General features: G+C 64.6%; 10 protein-coding genes, 1 pseudogene and 2 riboswitches. Of the genes and pseudogenes, 2 read left to right on the forward strand and 9 right to left on the reverse strand.

Going from position 1 to position 16,531, the window contains the following annotated elements; translation table 11 throughout:
* Positions 1 to 97: 97 nt before the first annotated feature.
* Positions 98 to 2,446: a 5-methyltetrahydropteroyltriglutamate--homocysteine S-methyltransferase gene (metE, locus tag ACWIGM_RS24695; protein ID WP_454028608.1), complete on the reverse strand. Its 2,349-nt coding sequence runs from the start codon at positions 2,444 to 2,446 to the stop codon at positions 98 to 100.
* 114 nt (positions 2,447 to 2,560) lie between these two features.
* Positions 2,561 to 2,763: riboswitch (cobalamin riboswitch) on the reverse strand.
* A 156-nt stretch (positions 2,764 to 2,919) separates the two neighbouring features.
* A riboswitch (cobalamin riboswitch) is annotated at positions 2,920 to 3,118 on the forward strand.
* A gap of 113 nt (positions 3,119 to 3,231) precedes the next feature.
* On the opposite strand from metE, the gene ACWIGM_RS24700 reads away from it, so the two are divergent.
* On the forward strand, positions 3,232 to 6,144 hold the full coding sequence (locus ACWIGM_RS24700) for a ribonucleoside-diphosphate reductase subunit alpha (protein WP_454028609.1): 2,913 nt from the start codon (positions 3,232 to 3,234) through the stop codon (positions 6,142 to 6,144).
* A gap of 165 nt (positions 6,145 to 6,309) precedes the next feature.
* Positions 6,310 to 7,437 carry a ribonucleotide-diphosphate reductase subunit beta gene (locus ACWIGM_RS24705; RefSeq protein ID WP_454028610.1) on the forward strand — a complete coding sequence of 376 codons (1,128 nt, stop codon included), beginning with the start codon at positions 6,310 to 6,312 and terminating at the stop codon, positions 7,435 to 7,437.
* 190 nt (positions 7,438 to 7,627) lie between these two features.
* Here ACWIGM_RS24705 and ACWIGM_RS24710 read toward each other — a convergent pair whose 3' ends face one another.
* From ACWIGM_RS24710 to ACWIGM_RS24745, 8 genes and pseudogenes are all read right to left on the reverse strand, one after another.
* On the reverse strand, positions 7,628 to 8,554 hold the full coding sequence (locus ACWIGM_RS24710; protein WP_454028611.1) for a Gfo/Idh/MocA family protein: 927 nt from the start codon (positions 8,552 to 8,554) through the stop codon (positions 7,628 to 7,630).
* 36 nt (positions 8,555 to 8,590) lie between these two features.
* Positions 8,591 to 9,889 (reverse strand): alpha-glucosidase/alpha-galactosidase, encoded by a 1,299-nt coding sequence (gene melA / locus ACWIGM_RS24715; RefSeq protein WP_454028612.1) that lies wholly within the window; start codon positions 9,887 to 9,889, stop codon positions 8,591 to 8,593.
* Positions 9,890 to 9,945: 56 nt separating this feature from the next.
* The gene (locus tag ACWIGM_RS24720; RefSeq protein ID WP_454028613.1) at positions 9,946 to 10,791 is read right to left on the reverse strand and encodes a carbohydrate ABC transporter permease; all 846 of its coding nucleotides are present in this window, start codon (positions 10,789 to 10,791) and stop codon (positions 9,946 to 9,948) included.
* A gap of 10 nt (positions 10,792 to 10,801) precedes the next feature.
* Complete coding sequence (locus ACWIGM_RS24725; protein ID WP_454028614.1) at positions 10,802 to 11,746, reverse strand: carbohydrate ABC transporter permease; 945 nt, start codon at positions 11,744 to 11,746, stop codon at positions 10,802 to 10,804.
* 11 nt (positions 11,747 to 11,757) lie between these two features.
* Positions 11,758 to 13,041 (reverse strand): ABC transporter substrate-binding protein, encoded by a 1,284-nt coding sequence (locus tag ACWIGM_RS24730; RefSeq protein ID WP_454028615.1) that lies wholly within the window; start codon positions 13,039 to 13,041, stop codon positions 11,758 to 11,760.
* Positions 13,042 to 13,091: 50 nt separating this feature from the next.
* Positions 13,092 to 14,168: a LacI family DNA-binding transcriptional regulator gene (locus ACWIGM_RS24735; RefSeq protein ID WP_454028616.1), complete on the reverse strand. Its 1,077-nt coding sequence runs from the start codon at positions 14,166 to 14,168 to the stop codon at positions 13,092 to 13,094.
* Positions 14,169 to 14,648: 480 nt separating this feature from the next.
* A pseudogene (locus ACWIGM_RS24740) lies at positions 14,649 to 14,904 on the reverse strand (transposase); the annotation flags it as partial.
* Positions 14,905 to 14,997: 93 nt separating this feature from the next.
* Positions 14,998 to 16,530: a hypothetical protein gene (locus tag ACWIGM_RS24745; protein WP_454028617.1), complete on the reverse strand. Its 1,533-nt coding sequence runs from the start codon at positions 16,528 to 16,530 to the stop codon at positions 14,998 to 15,000.
* Position 16,531 lies beyond the last annotated feature (1 nt).

The following is a 16,531-nucleotide window of genomic DNA, read 5'->3' on the forward strand; positions in this document are numbered from 1 at the left end:
TTGGAGGTCTGCCCGAAAGCAGACCTCGCTGAACCGTGTCAACGCCCTGTGCTTGGCACTTTTCCGGCGACTTAGAATGTATCCGTAGCGCGTGTCGTTAAGGTTTAGCCCGCCGGATTTCCCGCGCGGCCTGCACCATGTTGACGAGTGCCGGGCGGACCTCATCCCATTTCCGGGTCTTCAGGCCGCAGTCGGGGTTGATCCAGAGCTGATCGTCTTTCAGCCGTTGGCGCGCGAGCCTCAGGAGCTCGCTCATCTCGGCGACATCCGGCACGCGCGGCGAGTGGATATCGTAGACGCCCGGACCGATCTCGTTCGGGTACTTGTAACCGACGAAGGCGTCGAGCAGCTCCATCTTCGAGCGCGAGGTCTCGATCGAGATGACGTCGGCGTCCATCGCCGCGATCGCGTCGATGATCTGGTTGAACTCCGAATAGCACATATGGGTGTGAACCTGCGTCTCGTCGGCGACGCCGGAGGCGCAGATGCGGAAACTCTCCACCGCCCAGTCGAGATAGTGCTTCCAGTCACCACGACGCAACGGCAGGCCCTCGCGTAGAGCCGCCTCGTCGATCTGGATCATCGCCGCACCGGCCTCTTCCAGATCCAGGACCTCGTCGCGGATCGCCAGCGCGATCTGCTTGGAGGCCTCGCTGCGGGGCAGGTCATCGCGGACGAAGGACCAGTTCAGGATGGTGACCGGCCCGGTCAGCATCGCCTTCATCGGCTTGCTGGTCAGCGACTGGGCATAGCGCCACCACTCGACCGTCATCGGCTTCGGCCGCGAGACGTCGCCGTAGAGGATCGGGGGACGCACGCAGCGCGAGCCGTAGCTCTGCACCCAGCCATGGCGCGTGAAGGCAAAGCCGGCGAGCTGCTCGCCGAAATACTGCACCATGTCGTTGCGCTCGAACTCGCCATGGACGAGCACGTCGAGGCCGATCTCCTCCTGCCAACGCACCGTGCGCGCGGTCTCCTCGCGCAGGAACTGCTCGTATTCGGCGTGGCCGAGCTGACCCTTGTCATGGGCGGCCCGGGCCTTGCGGACCTCCGGCGTCTGCGGGAAGGAGCCGATCGTCGTGGTCGGGAACGCTGGCAGGTTGAAGCGCGTGCGCTGCAGCTTCGCGCGTTTGGCGAATTCGCTCTCGCGGCGCCCGAAGGCCTCGGTGACCGCGGCCATCCGCTCGGCGACCGCCTTGTGGTTGACCTTCGGCGAGGCTTTGCGTGCGGCAGCTGCCGCGGCCGAGGCGGCCAAGGCTTCCTGGACGCTGTCGCGCTCGCCACCGAGCGCGCGACCGAGCGTCGAGAGCTCGCCCATCTTCTGGACGGAGAAAGCGAGCCAGCCCTTTACCTCGGAATTGAGATTGGTCTCGAGCTCCAGGTCGATCGGGCTGTGCAGCAGCGAGCAGGACGGCGCGACCTGAACATGATCGGTGCCGCGCCTGGCGATCACCGGCTCGATCTTCGCGAGAACCTTCTCGAGATCGGCCTTCCAGATATTGCGGCCGTCGACCACGCCGAGCGAGAGCACCAGGCCGCGCGGCGCCTTGGCAAGGACCGCGTCGAGCTGCTCGGGCACACGGACGAGGTCGAGATGCAGGCCGGCGACCGGTAGGGCCACCGCAGTGTCGAGATTGTCGCCGAGCGCGCCGAAATAGGTCGCCAGCATGATCTTCAGCTGCGGCAGGGCGTGCGCGATCGTCGCATAGGTCCGGCGCAGCGCCTCGCGGGCCGGCTCGTCGAGATCCAGAACGAGGCAGGGCTCGTCGATCTGCACCCATTCGGCGCCGTTGGCCGAGAGCCGGCGCAGCGCGTCGATATAGACCGGCAGCAATTCGCCAAGCAGCGAGAGCGGATTAAAGGCCGGATCCTTGGCCTTGCCGAGCTTCAGGAAGGTGACTGGGCCGAGCAGCACCGGGCGGGTCTCATAGCCGAGCGCCTTGGCTTCGCGATATTCCTCGACCGGCTTCAGCGAGGCGAGCTCGAAGCGCTGTCCGGCTGCGAACTCTGGCACCATGTAGTGATAGTTGGTGTCGAACCACTTGGTCATCTCCTGCGCCGGGACGCCGTGATGATGGTCGTGGTCGTGATGAGCGTGGCCACAGGAGGTGTGCGCCTCGACATCGCCCTGCGAGCTGCGGGCCATGGCGAAATAGATGCCGAGCGGCACCGGGCCGCCCTTCCAGCCGTAGATCGCCGGGATCGCCCCGACCATGACGCTGGTGTCGAGCACCTGATCGTAGAAGGAGAAGTCGTTCGACGGGATCACCGTGATCCCTTGCGCCTTCTGGCGTGCCCAGTTGGCGGCGCGCAGGCCGGCCGCGGTTTCAAGCAGAGACTGCTCGTCTGACTTTCCGGCCCAGAAGCTTTCGAGCGCGGTCTTGAGCTCGCGGCGCGGACCGATGCGCGGTGTGCCGAGAGTGGCGACATGTACTGATTGAGACATAGGCTTAACCCCAACAAGTTGGGGGCAAAGGCCAAAGCGGACGCGGGACGAAGACCGGCCGAACGCAAGTCCGGGCGGAGCCGCCAAGCGCACCACCGGGACACCCCGCCCGAGGACGTTCATGGTGTCGGGGCAGGTCTCCTGGCTCACGGGTCGTCGCTTGTGCCCGTCTTCCCAAGGCTGGAGAGCCTCAGTGACATCGGGGGGCAGCAAGCTCGCCGCTGACAGTTGCGGGGGCAGCGCCGGCATCACACCGGCTTCCCTCTTAGCTCCGATGCGGCAAGCCGTGCCGGAGAACCTCGACGCTTGATCATGGCGCGCCAATCGCCAGTCGTCAATAATAAATATAAAGACATCTTTATGTCTCCATGTTCATACCTTTCTCGAACGCTGAGGCCGAGATGTCCTCGCTTTCCACATGCGGTCGAGGAAACCCGCGCGCACGACCAGTTGACAGCGCATGTGCTCATAGCACTAAATCTGGTGGTCGATGGTCTCTCGAATCGCAAGATCGAGAGCTAAGAGGGAAGCCGGTGAGAGACCGGCGCTGCCCCCGCAACTGTCAGCGGTGAGTTCGCGTCCATTCGAGTCACTGAGGCCTTCGGGCTTTGGGAAGACGGACGCGAGCGGTGACCCGTGAGCCAGGAGACCTGCCGCGACCCTAGTTTACGTCCTCGGGCGGGGTGTCCCGGTGGTGCGCTTGGCAGGTCGCGGCCTTGGGTTGCCGCGCGCCTTCTCGACGCAACCGCTCGGCCTTTGCCCTCAACATCTTGGGGTTGATGCCGATGTCTCTGTCTCTCGAAGCGGAACGGCCAACGGCCGCCTTGCCGGTTACCGCTGCGCCGCAAAAATCGGTCGCGAACGAGCCCGGCTATCAGATCATTCGCCGCAATGGCGCGGTGACGCCATTCGATCCGGCGAAGATCGCGGTGGCCCTCACCAAGGCCTTCCTCGCGGTAGAGGGTTCGAGCGCTGCCGCCTCGCGCCGAATCCACGATGTCGTCGCCGAGCTGACCGAGCAGGTCGTTGCCGGGCTGACGCGCCGGGCCGCCTCTGGCCGCACATTCCATATCGAAGACGTGCAGGACCAGGTCGAGCTGGCGCTGATGCGGGGCGAGCACCACAAGGTCGCCCGCGCTTATGTGCTCTATCGCGCCGAGCGGGCGCAGGAGCGGGCGAAGGCGCAGGCCGAAGCAAAGCCTGCAGTTGCCGCGGCTCCCTCCCTGCAGATGAAGCTCGCCGACGGGACCTTCGTTCCGCTCGATGCTGCCCGCCTCGACAAGGTCGTACGCGAGGCCTGCGTCGATCTCGACGGCGTTTCTCCCGAGCCGGTCCTCACCGAGGCGCGCCGCAACCTCTATGACGGTATCTCGCTCGACGAATTGGCGCTGGCGCCGATCCTCGCCGCCCGCACGCTGATCGAGAGCGAGCCTAACTATTCGAAAGTTTCGGCCCGCCTCTTGCTCGACAAGCTCCGGCGTGAGGCGCTGAGCTTCGCCTACGGCCAAGCCGAACAGGCGACGCAAGCCGAGATGGCCGGCCGTTATGGCGAGTATTTCGAGGCCTATCTGAAGGTGGGCATCGAGAACGAACTGATCGACCCCGAGCTCGGCCGCTTCGACATCGCCCGCATCGCCGCGGCGCTGAAGCCGGAGCGCGACCTGCAGTTCGACTATCTCGGCTTCCAGACGCTCTACGACCGCTATTTCCTGCATGTCCGCGGCAACCGCTTCGAGCTGCCGCAGGCCTTCTTCATGCGCGTCGCCATGGGCCTCGCCATCCGCGAGATCGACCGTGAGGGCAGGGCGATCGAGTTCTACGACCTGTTGTCGTCCTTCGACTTCATGGCCTCGACGCCGACCCTGTTCAATTCGGGCACGCTGCGGCCGCAGCTCTCCTCCTGCTTCCTGACCACGGTCGCCGACGATCTCGACGGCATCTTCAAGGCGGTGAAGGACAACGCGCTGCTCGCCAAATATTCCGGTGGTCTCGGCAATGACTGGACGCCGGTGCGCGGTCTCGGCGCCCATATCAAGGGCACCAATGGCGAGAGCCAGGGCGTCGTGCCGTTCCTGAAGGTCGCGAACGACACCGCGATTGCGGTCAACCAGGGCGGCAAGCGCAAGGGTGCGGTCTGCGCCTATCTCGAGACCTGGCATGTCGACATCGAGGAGTTTCTCGACCTCCGAAAGAACACCGGCGACGATCGTCGCCGCACCCATGACATGAACACGGCGAACTGGATTCCCGACCTGTTCATGCAACGCGTCGAGGCCGGCGGTGACTGGACCCTGTTCTCACCTGACGAGGTGCCCGACCTGCACGACCTCTACGGCAAGCCGTTCAAGGACGCCTATGAGGGCTATGAGGCGAAGGCGGCTCGCGGCCAGATCAAGGTCTTCAAGCGGATCAAGGCGCTCGATCTCTGGCGGCGCATGCTGACCATGCTGTTCGAGACCGGCCACCCCTGGATCACCTTCAAGGACGCCTGCAATCTGCGCTCGCCGCAGCAGCATGCCGGCGTGGTGCATTCCTCCAACCTCTGCACCGAGATCACACTCAACACCTCGGCCGACGAGGTCGCGGTCTGCAATCTGGGTTCCGTGAACCTCGCTGCGCACGTTTCGGCGCTGGGACTTGATCAGGCGCGGCTCCAGCGGACCGTGACGACCGCGATGCGGATGCTCGACAATGTCGTCGACATCAATTTCTACACCATCCCCGAAGCGCGCCGTTCGAACCTGCGCCATCGCCCGGTCGGTCTCGGCATCATGGGCTTCCAGGACGCGCTGCAGAGCTTACGCCTGCCGACGGCATCGGAGGAGGCCATCGCCTTCGCCGACAGCTCGATGGAGGCAATCAGCTTCCATGCGATCTCGGCCTCGGTCGATCTTGCCGCCGAGCGCGGCCGCTATCCGAGCTTCGAGGGCTCGCTCTGGTCGAAGGGCATCCTGCCGATCGACTCGCTCGACATCCTCTCGGAAGCGCGTGACGGGGATGTCGAGCTCGACCGCTCAGCGACGCTGGATTGGGAGAGCCTGCGTCAGCGGGTGAAGACCACCGGCATGCGCAACTCGAACTGCATGGCGATCGCGCCGACCGCGACGATCTCCAACATCGTCGGCGTTTCGCAGTCGATCGAACCGTCCTATAGCCAGCTCTACGTCAAGGCGAACATGTCGGGCGACTTCACCGTGATGAATGCCGGGCTGGTCCACGACCTGAAGGCGCGCGGTCTCTGGGACGAGGTCATGGTCTCGGACCTGAAGTACTACGATGGCAAGGTCAGTCAGATCGACCGCGTGCCCGATGATCTCAAGGCGCTCTACGCCACCTCATTCGAGATTCCGACCGAGTGGCTGATCCGCGCCGCCGCGCGCCGGCAGAAGTGGATCGATCAGGGCCAGTCGCTCAATCTCTATATGGCCCAGCCCTCCGGCCGGAAGCTCGACGAGGCCTATCGGCTGGCCTGGCGGCTCGGGCTGAAGACGACCTACTATCTGCGCGCGCTGTCGGCGACCCATGTCGAGAAGTCGACGCTGAAGGGCACGGACGGCAAGCTCAATGCGGTCTCCGCTACCGCGCCGGTCGCCGCGAAGGCGGCTGCGCCGATCATCGTCGATATCCCTCTTGAGAACGGCATGGCCGTCCCGAATGCCTGCTCGATCGACGATCCGACCTGCGAGGCGTGTCAGTAGTCCACCTCTTCCCCGGCGCCTTTGACCGTCATGGTCGGGCTTGTCCCGACCATCCACGTCTTCGCTTCGCTGACAGCGTGCGATGTTCAAGACGTGGATGCTCGCCACAAGGGCGAGCATGACGGGGAGGGCTGATCTGCCTCATTCTATCGAACGGAACACCCCATGCTCGACTGGTCCGATACCAAGCCGGCGAACCCGGCGAATCCCACCATCCTCACCAACACCACACCCGCTGCGGACGCTACCGGCCTCGGCGAGATCGACCGCAATGGCGGGCGCGTCAGCGTCGACGATAAGCGTATGATCAATGCCCGCGCCGACGTGAACCAGCTCCTGCCGCTCAAATACAAATGGGCCTGGGAGAAGTACCTCTCCGGCTGCAACAATCACTGGATGCCGACCGAGGTCTCGATGCAGGCCGACATCGCGCTGTGGAAGTCGAAGGACGGTTTGACCGAGGACGAGCGGCGCATGCTCAAGCGCAATCTCGGCTTCTTCGCTGCTTCGGAATCGCTCGTCGCCAACAACATCGTGCTGGCGATCTACCGCCACCTCACCAACCCGGAATGCCGGCAATACCTGCTCCGCCAGGCCTTCGAGGAGGCGATCCACACCCACACCTTCCAGTACATCGTCGAGAGCCTCGGCCTCGACGAGGGCGAGCTGTTCAACATGTACCGCGAGGTGCCCTCGATCACCGACAAGGCGGCCTGGGCGCTGAAGCACACGCAGAGCATCGAGAATCCGGAGTTCCGGACCGGGACGCCCGAGAACGACCAGGCCCTGCTGCGCGATCTGATCACCTTCTATGCGATCTTCGAGGGCATGTGGTTCTACACCGGCTTCGCGCAGATTCTCTCGCTCGGCCGACGCAACAAGATGGTCGGCATCGCCGAGCAGTACCAGTACATCCTGCGCGACGAGAGCATCCACCTGAACTTCGGCATCGACGTCATCAACCAGATCAAGATCGAGAACCCGCATCTCTGGACCAAAGCCTTCCACGACGAGGTGCGCGGCATGATCCGCGATGCGGCCGAGCTCGAAGCCGCCTATGGCCGCGACACGATGCCGAGGGGCTTCCTCGGGCTGAATGCGGCGCTGTGCGAGCAATACATGCACTTCATCGCCAACCGCCGCTGCGGTCAGCTTGGCCTTGCTCCCGTCTTTGCAGAGACCGAGAACCCGTTCCCCTGGATGTCCGAGGCGATGGACCTGAAGAAGGAGAAGAACTTCTTCGAGACCCGCGTCATCGAGTACCAGAACGGCGGCGCGCTGAGCTGGGAGTAACGGTCCAGATTGCTCCTGCCGCGCAAGATCGTTTGTGCGGCAGACCGCCCAGCAGTTGGTCGCCGGCGTACGCGTCGCTCGCGCGATGCGCCGGTGCCGACGCTTGATCATTGCCCGAAAGCAGACGTTTGCGGAAGCACGACGGCGCCCATCGTGCAGAGCAGTCCCCAAGGGCTTGATCAAGCTTGGCTCAGTGCTCGAACGGCTCGACGATGCGACGGCGACCGAGCAGGAAGGCGTCGGCGACAAGGGCGAGCGGCGCGAGATCGACCTCGCTGCGGCGCTCGCCGGCCAGCTCGACGAAGCGCCGGTAGATTTCGGGATACTCCCGCTCCGGCTCGTCGACGAGGACTCGGCCGCCATGGCTGAGCCGCGTCCCGCCGGAATCCAGTTGCAACGTGCCGGCCTCGGTCTCGATCTGGATCGACCAGCTTTGCTGACCGGTCTGACGGAAGTCGAAAGCAGCGTGGATCGGCAGGCCGGACATGCCGGCAAGCGTGAGCTCGGCAGCGATCGGCGCCTGCCTGTTCGCCGGAAAGGCGAGCTCCGCTCCGGTCACGAAGATCGGCTCGGGCAGGATCGCGGTCAGGATGGAGAGCGCGTTGATGCCGGGGTCGAAGACGCCGAGCCCGCCCGGTTCGAAGATCCAGTCCTGCCCGGGATGCCAGATGCGCACGTCCTCCTTCCAGGTCACAGCGACGGACAAAGGCCGATGCCGCGCCAGGAACGCGCGGGCCGGCGCAACCGCCGGGGCAAAACGCGAATGCCAGGTGGCGAAGAGCGTGCGCCCCGTCTCGCGGGCGCTAGCCAGGAGCGGCGCTATCTCGCTCACGGTCGCGCCGGGCGGCTTCTCCAGGAGCACATGCTTGCCGGCGGCGAGCGCCGCCATCGCCTGATGCCGGCGCGGCTGCGGTGGCGTGCACAGAGCGACGGCGTCGATCTCCGGCCCTCGCGCCAGCAACTCCTCCAGCGTCGCGTAATGGGCGATGCCGTCGAGGCTGGCATTGCGGCTGGCGACCGCCACAAGCTCGATGCCGGCTGTCGCAGCGATGGCCGGGACATGCTGGTCGCGAGCAATCTTGCCCAGGCCGACGATGGCGAGACGGATCGGCGGCATCGGCTCGAGGCCCTCCAAGAACGCAGGCTGGGACGCTCAGGCCGCGTCCTTCCATTTCGGCAGGGCGTCGCCATGGGCGGCGATGAGCTCATCGACCATGCGCCTTGTCTCCTGCAGCGACAACACGCTCGCGGCATGACGGTCGAGCGCAGCAGCGCGGTGGACGCGCTCGCGGTCACCGTCGAGCGCAGCGCGCACCGTCAGGTCCTGGACGAAGACGTGCGGCGCGCAATGCGCCGCCAGCTCCGGCGGCAGCGTGCCGGCATGGCAAGGGCGCAGGCCATTGCGGTCGACGATGACCGGCACCTCGACGCAGCAGCCCTCGGGCAGGTTGTCGATCAGCCTGGTGTTCTCGACATTGCCGTAGATCACGGTCGGCTCGCCGGTCACCATGGCGCGGATGATCAGGGAACCGTATTCGTCGCTGCGCTCCAGCGGGAAGTCCTCGCCGGCGAGAAGCTTGCGGCGCGTCTCGGTGTAGCGGCCGAGATTGCGGATGCTGCGCCGGACATATTCGTCGACCGGCACGTCGTATTGCGCGATCTGGTCGTCGCGGCGCAGGAAATATGGGGTGTATTCGGCGTTGTGCTCGCTGGATTCGCTGACGAACCAGCCGAGCGTGCGCATCAGCTCGAAGCGGACTTTGTCCCTGGCATAGACCTCCGGATCGGCCATCGCCCGGCGCAGCGCCGGATAGGCGTCCTTGCCGTCGATCTGGAGCTTGAGGAACCAGGTCATGTGGTTGATGCCGGCGCAGTCATAGCTCAGCCGCGACTGCTCGACGCCGAGATAGCTCGCAAGATCGCGCGCCGTGTGCTGGACGTTGTGGCAAAGGCCGACGACGCGCTGCTCGGGAAAGGCCTTGTAGACCGCCCAGGTCAGGATGCTCATCGGGTTGGTGTAGTTCAGCAGCACCGCGTCGGGGCAGAGCTCGCGCATGTCGGCGACGAGGTCGAGCATGAAGGGGATGGTGCGCAGGCCGCGGAAGATGCCGCCGATGCCGACCGTGTCGGCGATCGTCTGCTTCAGCCCGTATTTCCGGGGTATGTCGAAGTCGAGCAGCGTCGCCTCGTGCATGCCGATCTGGACCATGTTGATGACGAAGTCGCAGCCCTCAAGTGCGCGGCGGCGATCGAGATGTTCCTCGATGACCGCATCGGCGCCGAACTGCTTGGCCGTCCAGCGCGCCATCATGCCGCCGGTCTCCAGCCGCTCGGGATCGATGTCGTGCAGCGAGATCACGACGCGCCCGAGCTCGGTGAAGTTCAGGATGTCGGTCAGCAGGTTCTTGACGAAGACGGCGCTGCCGGCGCCCATCATGGCGATCTTGACCACGGTATTTTTCCTCTCGAAACGTCGAAACGGATCGGCCCGCGCTCTTGCGCGAGCGGTTACTTGAGGCCGGAGCCGGAGATGCCCTGGACGAAATAGCGCTGGAAAAAGGTGAAGATGATCAGCATCGGCACCAGCGAGAGCAGCGCGATCGCCATGATCATCGACCATTCGGTGTTGAACTGGCCGCGCAGCAGGTTGAGGCCGAGCTGCACGGTGTACATTTCGTGCTTCATCATCACGATCAGCGGCAAGGCAAAATCGTTCCAGCGCCACATGAAGGTGAAGATCACTAGGACGGCAATGATCGGCTTTGAGAGCGGCACGACGATCTTGAAGAAGATCTTGAGCTCGCTGGCGCCGTCGATACGGGCCGCCTCGAGCAGTTCGTCTGGGATCGAGACCATGAACTGGCGCACCATGAAGATGCCGAAGGCCTCGGCCGCGCGCGGCAGGATGACGCCCCAATAGTCGCTGAGCAGGCCGAGCTCGGAGACCACCAGGAAGAGCGGCACGATGATGACCTGGAACGGGATCATCAGCGCCGACAGCACGGCGAGGAAGAGGATGTCGCGGCCGGCGAAGCGGAATTTGGCGAAGGCATAGCCGCAGAGCAGGTTGATCGTCACGGTGATCACCACCGCGAACAGGGTGATGATCAGCGAGTTCGCCGTCCAGCTCAGGAACGGCACGCGCCCGATCGCGTCAGTGAAGTTCTGCCAGACGAAGCTCGACGGGATCAGGCCGGCGGCGCCGCTGAAGACCTCGTCCTTCGGCCGAACCGCGGTCGCGAACATCCAGTAGACCGGAAAGAACATGATCCCGGCGCCCGCCACGAGGAGCAGCCAGATGCCCGTGGTTTCGAGGCGCCCGCTCAGGGCGCTGCGGCTCGTTCCCGCGATCATGACGGAGCCCTCATGCCACGTCCTCGACCCGGCGGTTCACCCGCCATTGCAGCAGGGTGAAGATCAGGATCATCACGAACAGGACCATGCCCATGGCGCTGGCATAGCCCATCTCCGAACCGACGAAGGCGGCCTGGTAGATGTACTGGACGATCATCGTCGTCGAGAAGCCGGGGCCGCCGCCGGTCATGACGTAGATCAGGTCGAAGACCTGGAAGGAGTGGATCACGCCGAGGATCAAGAGGAGGAAGGTGGCCGGCCGCAGCAGCGGCCAGGTGACGAAGCGGAACTGCTGCCAGCGGCTGGCGCCGTCCATCTGCGCGGCATCGTAATAGGTCGGCGAGATCGACTGGAGCGCGGCGAGATAGACCACCATGCAGAAGCCGACCCGGACCCAGAGCGAGGTGACGATCAGGGAGAACAGCGCCCAACGCGGCGAGGACAGCCAGGCGACCGGCCCGATCCCGACCTGTTGCAGTAGCGTGTTGATGACGCCGTAATTGTCGTTGAAGAGCCAGGCCGCGATCACCGCTGTCGCCACGTTGGAGATCACCACGGGCAGGAAGAAGACGCTGCGCAGCAGGGTGCGGCCGAGCAGGTCACGGTTGAGGGCGAGCGCCAACACCAGGCCGATGGCGAGGCTCATCGGGACGGTGGCGATCGAATAGACCGCCGTGTTGCTCAGCGACTGCCAGAACAGCCCGTCACTCGCGAGGCGAGCATAGTTCTCCAGCCCGATATAGCGCGGCGTATCGATCAGGCTCCATTCCCGCAGGCTGATGTAGAACGCATAGAGCAGCGGGAAGAAGACGAAGACCGAGAACAGCGCCATGTTCGGAGCGATGAACAGATAAGGCGTCAGCTGGTTGCGCCTGGCCTGCAGCCAGTAGCGCCGCGCATCGGCCGCCGAAGGCCGGCCAACAGCCGGCCCCCTCAGGTTTTCCGCGATGGCCATCACCGCCGCCATCAGACCAGCAGCGTGGAACGCACGTGCTTTTCGATGTTGGTGACGGTTGCGGCCGGCGACTGGCCGGAGGTGAAGGCGAGCTCGAGCTCATCGGCCAGCTTGGCGTTGAAGCGGTCCCAGGTCGGCAGGACGATGGTGCTGACGAGATGCTCCGGCACGGTCGTCGACTGCTCGAGGAAGACCTTCATCTCCTCGTTGCGGATGTCATAGACGAGGCCCTTGTCCTTCAGCGATTTGCGCACCGGCAGGAACTGCGCCTTGGTGACGAACTCGCGCATCGCCTCCTCCGCGACCATGAACTTGACGAAATCGGCCGCGACGTCCGGGTTCTTGCTGTCACGCGAGACCGCCAGGGCATTGCCACCGAGATCGGCCGCCATCGCCACGTCGCGCGGCAGATAGGTGACGCCCCATTTGAACTTGGCCTGCTCCTGGATGAAGGGGATCTGCCAGTCGCCGTGCAGCAGCATGGCGATCTTGCCGGTGGCGAACAGGTTCTGCACCGGCTCGGAGCTCTTGAGCGAGGTGTTGGGCGGGACGAGCGCATCCTTGAACCAGCTCTGGGTCCAGGCGACGGTCTCCGCGGCCTCCTTCGTGTTGATCTGCGGCCCCTTGAGCTCGTTGTCGAGCAGCTGGCCGCCATGCTGGTAGAGATACATCAGCCAGCGATAGGCGTTCGAGTTCTGCCAGTTCATCGCGAAGGCGTAGTTCAGCCCGGCCTTCTCCTTGGCCAGCTTCGCGGCGCTGATGAACTCCTGCCAGGTCCAGCTCTTGTCGAGGCTCTTGGGCGCCTCGATGCCGCATGTCTCGAAGATCTCGGCGTTGTAGAACAGCGCGAAGGTATCGGTGTGATGCGGGAGCGCGTGCGGCTTGCCCTTGATCGTCGACGCCCGCCAGACCGAGGGCAGGAAATCCTGGCCGAAACCGGCGTCGAGATATTGCGACAGGTCGATCGCCGCGCCGCTTTGCCCATAGCGTCCGATGCGCTGATACTGGGCGCGGAAGACGTCCGGCGCCTGCTTGCCGGCGAAACGGGTGTCGAGCTGCTGGTAGTACTGGCCGCTCGGAACGGCCTCCAGCTTGATCGCGACGTTGGGGTTGCGGGCCTTGTATCGCTCGATCTGCGCGTTGAAGGCGACGATCTCGGCCGGCGAGCCCCAGGAGGTCATGGTCAGCGAGGCGGCCTTCTGGGCACTCGCCGCACCAAAGTACATACCGGTTCCGGCACCGATGCCGGCGTACAGGCTGGTCTTCAGGAAACTGCGCTTGGTGATGGTCGCCATTGTTTCGATCTCCCTGGGTCTTTTTTGTCGTTGAAACGTGATGGGCTTGGTCAGGCTCCTTCCCCGTCGCCAGCGGCGCGGGCGCCGCCGCAGGATTCACGCACCAGCAGGCGCACCGGCAGAACCTGCTCGCGCGGCGGCTCGGCCTCGCCTTCCAACCGGCTGATCACCGCCTCGACGGCGAGCCGGCCGATATCGGCGCGGGAATAGTCGACCGTGGTCAGCTCCGGCGTGACGAAGCCGCCCAGCGCGATGCCGTCGAAGCCGACGACCGCCATGTCCTCCGGCACGCGCACGCCATGCTTACGGAGAGCGTGCAGCGCACCGACCGCCATCTGGTCGCTGTAGACAAAGACGGCGCTCGGACGTTCGTCCTGCGCCAGCAACTCCTCCATCGCCGAGAATCCGCCGGCGAGGCTCGGCTCCGCCATCGCGACGAGGAGCGGGTCGGAGGCAATGCCGGCTTCCTCGAGCGCCCGTGCATAGCCATCGGAGCGCTCGCGGCGCTTCAGCAGGCGCTGCGAGGCGCTGCCGATATGGGCGATGCGGCGATGGCCGAGATCGAGCAGGTGCCGGGTCGCGACATAGCCGCCCATTTCCAGATCGACGCGCACCGACTGGAGTGCCGGGTCGGGACTGTGGTGCTGCATCACCACGATCGGCATGCCGTTTTCGGCGAGTTTCGTCAGATCGGCGGCGAGATCCGCCGGGGGAGCCGCGACGATGACGCCATCGGCGACGCCGCCCGAGAGCAGCGAATAGGCCCGCCGGTGCACCTCGTCGAACTTCGCCGACATGATGTTGAGTGAATAGCCGCGCTCGAGGGCGGCGGCATGGGCGGCGCCGATGATCTCGGCGTTGTAGAAGCTGTCCAGCGTATAGAGCAGCAGCGCGATCACATTGGTGCGCCAGCGCCGCAGCGAGCGCGCGGCATGGCTCGGCTGATAGCTCAGCCGGGCGGCGGCATCGGCGACGCGCGCCCGCGTCTCGGCCGAGATGCCGAGCTCCCCGCCGCGATCGTTCAGAACGAGAGAAACTGTGGCCCGGGAGACGCCGGCAAGCTTGGCGACTTCCGCGCTGGTGACGCGGCGACTGACTCGGTTGAGTGGAAGCGCACGCTTCGCCAAGGCTCTTCCATCCCAGAATTTGACCTAACACGATTTAGATTGAGGCTACGTGCGAGCGCAGTCACCTGTCAAGACGGCGGACGGGCGTTCCGGCGACTGTTGAGAATTCCGAGGGAGAAGCGCTCGCCCGATAAGCGATCAAATCGGCCGAGGTTCAGTCCCGATCGGAGCCTGCATCGCCGGGTGTGCGCGCTCCGCTGACGTCGGCGATGTCACAGCTCGGTCGCGGCAGCTTCATCCCAGGCACGCTATCGGCATGCCTCGACCGGGAAGCCGACCTGTTCAATATTCGAGATCTGAATGAGCTCGGCTGCTGTCGCCAAAATAATCGGCGCAGGAGCGGACGTCGCTACGGTTCGCAAGGGCCACATTGCTGCCTCCCCCTGACAAAATGTGCCGGGAGCTGACGTTGGGGCCTCGCCCGGAAGCGGACATTCGCGACTTCGGCCAGTCAGGCTGGTCTCCAATGACCAGCTCGATCTCCGCTAGCAGCCTCTCGCGCTTGCGGTTCTCGTCATCGAGCGCCCTCAGCAGACGAGTGTCCGATACCTCCATCCCGCCACAGCAATTGCGCCAGTTGTAGAAGGTCGCGTCGCTGATCCCGTGCTTCCGGCGGAAAATCCACTGCCGCAATCCCGGCTCGGTCCTCCTTCAGCACCGCAATAATCCGCTCTTCCCCGCCTTGAACCGCTCCGAGGGCGAGTGGAAGATGTCGCCCCGTGAGGTCAAGCCCCAACTTCGCCGTCGTCCTCGGCGAGCGCTTCAGCAGGCCATGGGCGCCTGATGTTCAACCCGCCGCCCGCACACGAAAATCCTGACAGTCCGCTGCTCAGGCTGCTGCGCGTGGGCGCGCCGCATACAGCACGCCCATCGTTGCCACGGCCAGGAGCGCGCCCAGCATCGCCGCCAGGTAGTTGCCAGCCAGCAAGGGCCAGAGTCCGACCGCAACCATCGTCAAGGCCAGAAGCTCTATGAGCGTCACGGAGATGGGACTCTTCATGCGCCGCCTGATCATGCCGATCCTCGCCAGTCTCGGTTGATGCCAGATGTTAACGAGGATGCCGCAGGCGATGGCGCATGCAACACCAAGCAAACTGACCAGACCGGCCCAGGCATCGAACATCAGTAAGAGCATCAACGGCGGTGCGGCGATCGTGACTGCAAGCCAGGATATGGCGCCAAAACGAGCGCGCTCGCGTAAGCGGGGATCCAGCGGTGCGGTCAGGGCAAGTTCGGCTGCTTCGTCTGCCGACATCGCGATCCAGGTCAGACCGCCGGCAATCTGGCCACACAGAACGATCAGGACCGGCACGAGCGCCGAGGCGTCGTTAGCCCCGCTCGCGACCCGATAGACTGTCACGATGGCGATCGGGATCAGAAAAATGCATTGCATCAGGATCTGCGACAACAGCCACGGATCACGTAGAATGATGCGCCGTTCCTTGAGCATCAGCACCCCCAATGGTGAGGCTCCGAAGGATGCACGACTACGCCTGGCGCGGGGTGGAACAGCGGACGCGGATCCTGCTGCGAGGACCGCATTGCGCACAAAGCTCTCGGCAAGGCCGGTGAACATCAGTACGGCCATGAGCGCCGCACAGGCAACCACGGCCAAGAGGGCCACAATATCGCCCGTCATGGCGCGGGCAGGCAGCATCGCCAATTGCCAAACAAGAGACTGGGGGTTGGCCACATAGTCCGCGACAAGGGCGTCCTTTGGACCTGGCCCGAAAATCGCGTCCCACTGCACCATCACAAGCACCAGCAGACCGGCCAGCGCTGCCGCAATCTGCGCCGCGACGCGCGTGCTCCGGATACCGATAAGGCGAACCAGGCCCATTGCCAGTCCGATCGCGATGGCCGTCGCGCTGAGCGCGAGGGACAGGATCAGGGGCAGGCCAGCCAACCAATGAGGTCCGCGCTGCACCGCCAGCAGGATCAGCATCGGCGCGCCATAAAGACCGGCTTTTGTCAGCGTGAAACCAAAGACGTTGAGAGCCCTGACCAGCAGCACCGTTTGCGGAGGCAGGGGCGCGGAGAACATCAGATCATAGTCGCCGCGCGCGTAAAGCGCATAGGCGGCGGAATCGAGCGCGGCTGAGATCATGAGGACGAACAGGAAGGCAAGATTGATCGTCAATGTGATCTGAAGGCGCGGATCGGCAGGGTCCAGTTCGCCGGCCGTTAGCAGCAGAAGTTGCGACACGCCGAAAATGATCGTGCAGACCACAGCCAGCACGCCCGCGATGCGCCAGGGACGCATTGCCGTTTTCGGGCCCGCCATGTCGGCAATGCCGCGCAATGCCAGACGGGCCTCGAGCGCCAGCACGGCGCGGGTTGCACCGGACACAAGGGCCTTCATC

This window comes from Allobosea sp. NPDC055332 (genome assembly GCF_053645455.1).

What these genes read in the sequence shown, in the direction of transcription:
- metE (WP_454028608.1), bottom strand. Translation starts at nt 2,446, where the DNA reads ATGTCTCAATCAGTACATGTCGCCACTCTCGGCACACCGCGCATCGGT.
- ACWIGM_RS24700 (WP_454028609.1), top strand. Translation starts at nt 3,232, where the DNA reads ATGTCTCTGTCTCTCGAAGCGGAACGGCCAACGGCCGCCTTGCCGGTT.
- ACWIGM_RS24705 (WP_454028610.1), top strand. Translation starts at nt 6,310, where the DNA reads ATGCTCGACTGGTCCGATACCAAGCCGGCGAACCCGGCGAATCCCACC.
- ACWIGM_RS24710 (WP_454028611.1), bottom strand. Translation starts at nt 8,554, where the DNA reads ATGCCGCCGATCCGTCTCGCCATCGTCGGCCTGGGCAAGATTGCTCGC.
- ACWIGM_RS24720 (WP_454028613.1), bottom strand. Translation starts at nt 10,791, where the DNA reads ATGATCGCGGGAACGAGCCGCAGCGCCCTGAGCGGGCGCCTCGAAACC.
- ACWIGM_RS24725 (WP_454028614.1), bottom strand. Translation starts at nt 11,746, where the DNA reads ATGGCCATCGCGGAAAACCTGAGGGGGCCGGCTGTTGGCCGGCCTTCG.
- ACWIGM_RS24730 (WP_454028615.1), bottom strand. Translation starts at nt 13,041, where the DNA reads ATGGCGACCATCACCAAGCGCAGTTTCCTGAAGACCAGCCTGTACGCC.
- ACWIGM_RS24745 (WP_454028617.1), bottom strand. Translation starts at nt 16,530, where the DNA reads ATGAAGGCCCTTGTGTCCGGTGCAACCCGCGCCGTGCTGGCGCTCGAG.